Source organism: Streptomyces sp. SID14478 (genome assembly GCF_010548525.1).
Lineage (GTDB): Bacteria > Actinomycetota > Actinomycetes > Streptomycetales > Streptomycetaceae > Streptomyces.
The window spans coordinates 1-5,903 of the sequence record NZ_JAAGMG010001225.1; the positions used below are offsets into that span (position 1 = coordinate 1).

Genomic DNA, 5,903 nt, shown 5'->3' on the forward strand with positions numbered 1-5,903 from the left:
GCTCGGCGGCGCCACCAGCGCCTCCCCCGCCCTCGCCCGCGACGGCGACTCCGTACGGCTCGTCGCCCGCGCCGGGGACTACACGGTGTGGCAGCGCTCGCTCGACTCGGCGCGGGACGGCGCCACGTGGACCGACTGGACCAAGCGCGCCGAGTTCGCCAGCGGAGCCCTCGCCGGGGCGCCCGCCCTCACCGGCGGCGGTCGCACGCCGCTGACCGCCACGTACCGCGGGGTCGACGGGCAGCTGTGGCGCACCCCGCTGTCCGACTGATCACGCCCCTCCAGGAGTCACCATGTCCCTCTCGTCCCCGGGCCGTCCGCCCCTGACCAGAAGGCGCCTGCTCACCGGCGCCTCCGCCCTCGGCGCGGGCGCAGCACTGAGCGGCTGCGTCACGTCCGTGCGCTCCCACGTCTCGTCCGGCGGCAACGTCACCCTCCAGTCGAACCTGTCCGCGCCGCAGGCGAAGTCCGCGCTGCAACAGGTCGTCGACTCCTTCAACGAGCGCGGCGGCGCCTCCGCCTCGCTCAACACCATCGCCTCGGAGACCTTCCGCACCCAGCTGCCCACGTATCTCACGTCGGCCAACCCGCCCGATCTGTACACCTGGTACCCGGGCTCGGTCGCCGACGCCTACGCGCGCCGCGACCTGCTGCTGAACCTGGACGACGTGTGGCAGGGCGCGGACCTGTCCGGTTACAGCAAGGCGCTCAAGAGCCTGTGCACCTCGCGCGAGGGCCACAAGGTCTTCGTGCCGACGAGCTACTACTGGTGGGGCTTCTTCTACCGGAAGTCGAACTTCAAGAAGTGGGGCGTACAGGAGCCCCGCACCTGGGACGACTTCCTCGACCTGTGCGACACCCTCCAGCGCAGGAAGGTCACCCCCATCGGACTCGGCGCGGGCAGCGGCACGGCGTGGGTCGCCTCCTCCTGGTTCGACTACCTCAACATCCGCATCAACGGCGCCCAGTACCACCGCGACCTCCTCGCGGGACGGCACCGCTTCGACGACCCCGAGGTCGCCCGGGTCTTCGACCGCTGGGACGAGGCGCGCCCGTTCATCGACAAGCGCGGTACGGCACTCGCCTTCCAGGACGCCACCACCGAACTGCTCCAGGGACGTACGGCGATGATGCTCATCGGTACCTTCTTCGCCGACTCCGTCCCCAAGGACCAGCTCGACGACATCGACTTCTTCCGGTTCCCGGAGATCGATCCGAAGGTGCCGATGGCCGAAGAGGCCCCCACCGACGGCTACTTCGCGAGCGCCCGCACCCCGCGCGCCCGCGGGACCAAGGAGTTCCTGCGCTACCTCGCCACCGCCGAGGCACAGGAGACGTACCTCAAGGGCTCCTCGGGCACCGCGCTGCCCACGCACCCCGACGCCAAGGACACCGGGACCGCCCTGGTGAAGAAGGGCCGGGCGCTGGTCGAATCGGCCGCGGAGGTCACGCAGTTCTTCAACCGCGACTCCAGCGACGAGCTCTCGCCCACCGCCGACACCGCCCTCATCCGCTATCTGTCCGAGCCGGACCGCATCGGGTCGATCCTGACGACCTGGCAGCGGGACGCCGAGAAGATCTGGGGGAAGTGACATGGCACTTCTCGACACCGGGACCCGGCCCACCACCGGCACGCGCAAGGAACCGTCCCCGCGCCGCCCGCGCCGCGGCGCCGCCACCCGCGTACCGCCCCTCGTCGTCGCGTTCGTCCTCGTCCCCCTGCTCGCCGAGGGCTTCTGGGTGTTCTGGCCCGCCCTGCAGGGCTTCTACCTGGCGATCACCGACTGGGACGGCATCTCGGCCGCGCACCTCATCGGCCTCGACAACTTCCGCGAGATGGCGCACGACCCGGTCTTCCGGCACGCGCTGTGGAACACGGCGAAGTGGCTCGTCCTGTTCGGCGGCCTCTCCGCGGCCCTGGGGCTCGGCGCCGCGCTGCTGCTCCAGCAGGAGAGGCGGGGCGTCGGCTTCTACCGCGCCGCGCTCTTCCTGCCCGTGGTCTTCTCCCTCGTCGCCACCGCGCTGGTGTGGCAGGCGATGTACCAGCCGGACGGACTCATCAACAAGGTCCTCGACGGCGTCGGCCTCGACAGCCTCGCCCGCCCCTGGCTCGCCGACCGCGACACCGCCTTGTACGCGGTCCTGCTGCCCGCACTGTGGCGACAGATCGGCTACGTGATGGTCCTGTACCTGGCCGGGCTCAAGGGCATCGACCCGATGCTGTACGAGGCCGCGAAGGTCGACGGCGCCACCCGCCTGCAGCAGTTCCGGCACGTCACCCTGCCGCAGCTCAAGAGCGTGAACGCGGTGGTCCTCTCGGTGATCGTCATCGACTCGCTGCGCTCCTTCGACGTCGTGTGGTCACTGACCCGCGGCGGGCCCTACCACTCCTCCGAACTCCTCAGCACCTACATGTACTCGACGGCGTTCCAGTCCCTGCGCCTCGGCTACGGCTCCGCGCTCGCCGTCGTCATCTTCCTGCTGGCCTTCGGCGTCATCGCCTCCTATCTCGTCCGCGCCTTCCGGGAGGCCGACTGATGAACCAGCCCCTGTTCAAACGGCGCGCCGCCACCGCCGGCTTCCACCTCGGCGCGGGCGCCCTCGCCGTCCTGTGGCTCGTCCCGATCGTCCTCGTCGTGATCACCGCGACCCGTACCTTCGACGACATCGCGGCACACGGCCTCGGCTCCGCACCGCACTCGTTCAGCCTCGACGGGTTCCGTCAGGCCTGGACCGACGGCGGCCAGAAGCAGGCCCTGATCAACAGCCTGCTGGTGACGGTCCCCAGCGTCCTGCTGTCCCTGCTGCTCGCGTCGATGGCCGCGTTCGCCCTCAGCCGGTACGCGCTGCCGGGCAGGCGCACCCTTCTCCTCGTCATGCTGGCGGGCAATCTGCTGCCCCCGCAGATCCTGCTCGTCCCCGTGTCGAAGATGAGCGAACTGGTCGGCATCTACGACAGATTGTGGGCGCTCATCGGCGTCCAGGTCGGCTTCGGCATCGGCTTCTACGTCTTCGTGCTGCACGGCTTCATGCGGTCCATCCCGCCCGAGGTGCAGCAGGCCGCGGTGATCGACGGGGCCGGGCCCGCGACGATCTACTGGCGGATCGTCCTGCCGCTCGCCCGCCCGGCGCTCGCCGCGCTCAGCGCCCTGTCCTTCACCTGGATCTTCAACGACCTGCTGTGGGCGATCAGCGTGCTCCGCACGGAGACCCGCATGCCGATCACGGCCTCGCTGCTCAACCTGCAGGGCCAGTACGTCTCGCAGTGGAACGTGATCGCGGCCGGTTCGGTGATCGCCGCCGCCCCGACCGTCCTCGTCTTCCTCCGCTTCCAGCGCCACTTCGTGGCCGGTCTCAACCTTGGAGCAGTCAAGTGAGCACCACCGAAGGGCCGTCGGACCCCTGGGTCCTGCGCACCGCGCACACCGTCTACGCCGTCACGCTCGGCGGGGACGGCGAGGGCGACGGCCCCGGCGCGGGAGTCTGGCCCGAACTGTCGGTGTGGGGCCCGGCGGGTGCGGAGCACGGCCCGTCCCCGCTCGACTGGTCACGCCGCACCCACTTCGTCACCCCGGCCGACCTGGCACCGGCCGAGTACATCCCGCACGGGCTGCGGCCGTTCAACGGCGCCGACCTGATCGCCGGCCGCCCCGGACAGGAACGCGGCGTGTTCTGGCGCTTCGTCGAGGCCCACCAAGAGGCCGACACCGCGCTCGACCTCACCTTCGACGACGACGTCCTCGGTCTGCGCGTGACAGTGCGCTACGCCGTCGTGGCGGATACCGACGTCATCCGGCGCTGGTCCGAGCTGACCTGCACCGGATCCGAGGCGCTGCGCCTGGAGCGGATCGACTCGGCCGCGATCAACGTGCCGGTGTCCGCGGGCGGCGCCCGGCTGACCCATCTCACCGGGCAGTGGTCGCAGGAGTTCCAGTTCACGCAGACCCGACTCACCCGCGGGACCCTGGAGTTCGGCAGCACCCAGGGCGTGCCCGGACACGCCTACGCGCCGTGGCTGGCCGTGCAGGACGCCGCCGATCCGGAGCGCGGCGAGAGCTCCACGTACGGCATCGCCCTCGAATGGGCGGGCAACTGGCACATGGCCGTCGACGCGGAGCCCGGGGGCGCCGTCCGTGTGCGGGCCGGCCGCGTCCCGCACGAGGGAGCCGTCCTGCTGTCCCCCGGCGAGACGCTGCGCACGCCCCGGCTCGCGTGCGCCTTCAGCCCCGACGGGCTCGACGGGCTGTCCCGCGTGTGGCACCGCTACGAGCGCCGCCTCGCCGGGACGCGGCTGCACCGCCCCCGCCCCGTCCTCTACAACTCGTGGGAGGCGACCGCGTTCGACGTGCGGGCCGACCACCAACTGGCGCTGGCCCGCCGGGCCGCCGCCATGGGCGTGGAGCTGTTCGTCGTCGACGACGGCTGGTTCACCGGCCGGCACGACGACACCGGGGGCCTCGGCGACTGGCACCCCGACCCCGCGCTCTTCCCCCAGGGCTTCGACGGCTTCGTCGACCAGGTCCGCGCCCTCGGCCTCGACTTCGGCCTCTGGGTGGAGCCGGAGGCCGTCAGCCCAGGATCGGCCCTGCACACCGCGCACCCCGACTGGGTCTACCGGCTGCCCGACCGCACCGGCCGCCGGGTGCGCAACCAACTCCTCCTGGACCTCGGCCGCGTCGACGTACAGGACTTCGTGCTCGCCACCCTCGACCGGCTGCTGGACCGGTACGCCGTCTCGTACCTGAAGTGGGACATGAACCGGCCGCCGACCGAGCGCGGCCGTCCGGGCCCGGCCCCCGCCGAGGGTCTCGACCTGGACGCGGCTCACGTGGCGGGCTACCTGCGCGTCCTGGACCACCTGCGCGCCCGGCACCCGCACGTCACCGTCGAGGGCTGCGCGGGGGGCGGCGGCCGCATCGACCACACCACGCTCGCCCGCACCGACGTGGTGTGGCCCAGCGACAACACGGCCCCGCTCGACCGGCTCGCCATCCAGTACGGCTACCTGCACGCGCACGCGCCGCACACCATGAGTTCGTGGGTCACGGACGCGCCGGGCCTGTTCGATCCGCGGCCGCGCTCGCTGGACTTCCGCTTCGTCAACGCGATGAGCGGGGTGCTGGGCATCGGGGCCGACATCGGCACCTGGGACGAGGCGCAGCGCGCGCAGGCCACGGAGTGGATCGCCCGCTACAAGGACGTCCGGGACGTCGTGCACCACGGGGACACCCATCTGCTCGGTTCCCCGCAGGACCCGACGTGCGCGGTGCAGTCCGTGGCCGTCGACGGGTCACGCGTGGTGGTGGGCGCGTTGAGCACCGGCCGCCTCGACGGGGCGCCGCTCGTGCCGGGCCGCCCCGACCGGCTGCGGCTCCAGGGGCTCGACCCCCTGGCCCGCTATCGCGACGAGGCCGACGGCACGGAGTACGGCGGTGCCCATCTGCGCCACGTCGGGCTGCCGCTGCGGTGGAGCGCCGCGCACGACGCCGAGCTCGTCGTGCTGCGCCGGGTGTAGGGCAGCGGGGAGGGAGGGCGGTCGCGTGAGCGGTCTCACGTATCTGCTCGGCATGTGAGACAGCCTTCGGTGACCTGGTGGCGTTCCCTACAGTGGCGCACATGTTCGGACCCGCTCGTCAGCTGGCGCTCGCGCTCTTCGCGGCCACGCCGTGGAGCGTCGACGACGCGCTCTGTCGCCGCTGACCTCACGCGCGGCACTCCCGCGCGGTCACCGCCCCGTCCGACATCTCTTCCTCCCCCTCCCGGAGACCGCCTTGACCACCGCTCCCTCAGCCGGGGCGCCGCCCCGGGCATCCCTGCTGAGCCCCGCCCCCACCTCCTCGCCCGCCCCCGGCGCCGAGCCCGCGCCCGCTCCCCGGCGGGTGCCGCTGGCCGTCGCCGGGGTC

General features: G+C 72.1%; 4 protein-coding genes and 1 pseudogene. All 5 read left to right on the forward strand.

Annotation, left to right across the window (positions count from 1 at the left end):
* Positions 1 to 271, forward strand: a pseudogene (locus G3I40_RS39300) (glycoside hydrolase family 27 protein); the annotation flags it as partial.
* Positions 272 to 293: 22 nt separating this feature from the next.
* A complete protein-coding gene (locus G3I40_RS39305; RefSeq protein ID WP_164559603.1) occupies positions 294 to 1,592 on the forward strand; it encodes an ABC transporter substrate-binding protein in 1,299 nt (432 codons plus the stop codon).
* A 1-nt stretch (position 1,593) separates the two neighbouring features.
* Positions 1,594 to 2,538 (forward strand): sugar ABC transporter permease, encoded by a 945-nt coding sequence (locus tag G3I40_RS39310; RefSeq protein WP_164559604.1) that lies wholly within the window; start codon positions 1,594 to 1,596, stop codon positions 2,536 to 2,538.
* Entirely contained in the window at positions 2,538 to 3,377 is an 840-nt protein-coding gene (locus G3I40_RS39315) for a carbohydrate ABC transporter permease (protein WP_164559605.1), read from the forward strand. Before G3I40_RS39310 ends, G3I40_RS39315 begins: the two co-directional genes overlap by 1 nt.
* Positions 3,374 to 5,515 (forward strand): alpha-galactosidase, encoded by a 2,142-nt coding sequence (locus tag G3I40_RS39320; protein WP_164559606.1) that lies wholly within the window; start codon positions 3,374 to 3,376, stop codon positions 5,513 to 5,515. Before G3I40_RS39315 ends, G3I40_RS39320 begins: the two co-directional genes overlap by 4 nt.
* Positions 5,516 to 5,903: the final 388 nt, after the last annotated feature.

Bases quoted from the DNA above. Each gene is read 5' to 3' on its own strand.
- G3I40_RS39305 (WP_164559603.1), top strand. From the start codon at position 294: ATGTCCCTCTCGTCCCCGGGCCGTCCGCCCCTGACCAGAAGGCGCCTG.
- G3I40_RS39315 (WP_164559605.1), top strand. From the start codon at position 2,538: ATGAACCAGCCCCTGTTCAAACGGCGCGCCGCCACCGCCGGCTTCCAC.
- G3I40_RS39310 (WP_164559604.1), top strand. From the start codon at position 1,594: ATGGCACTTCTCGACACCGGGACCCGGCCCACCACCGGCACGCGCAAG.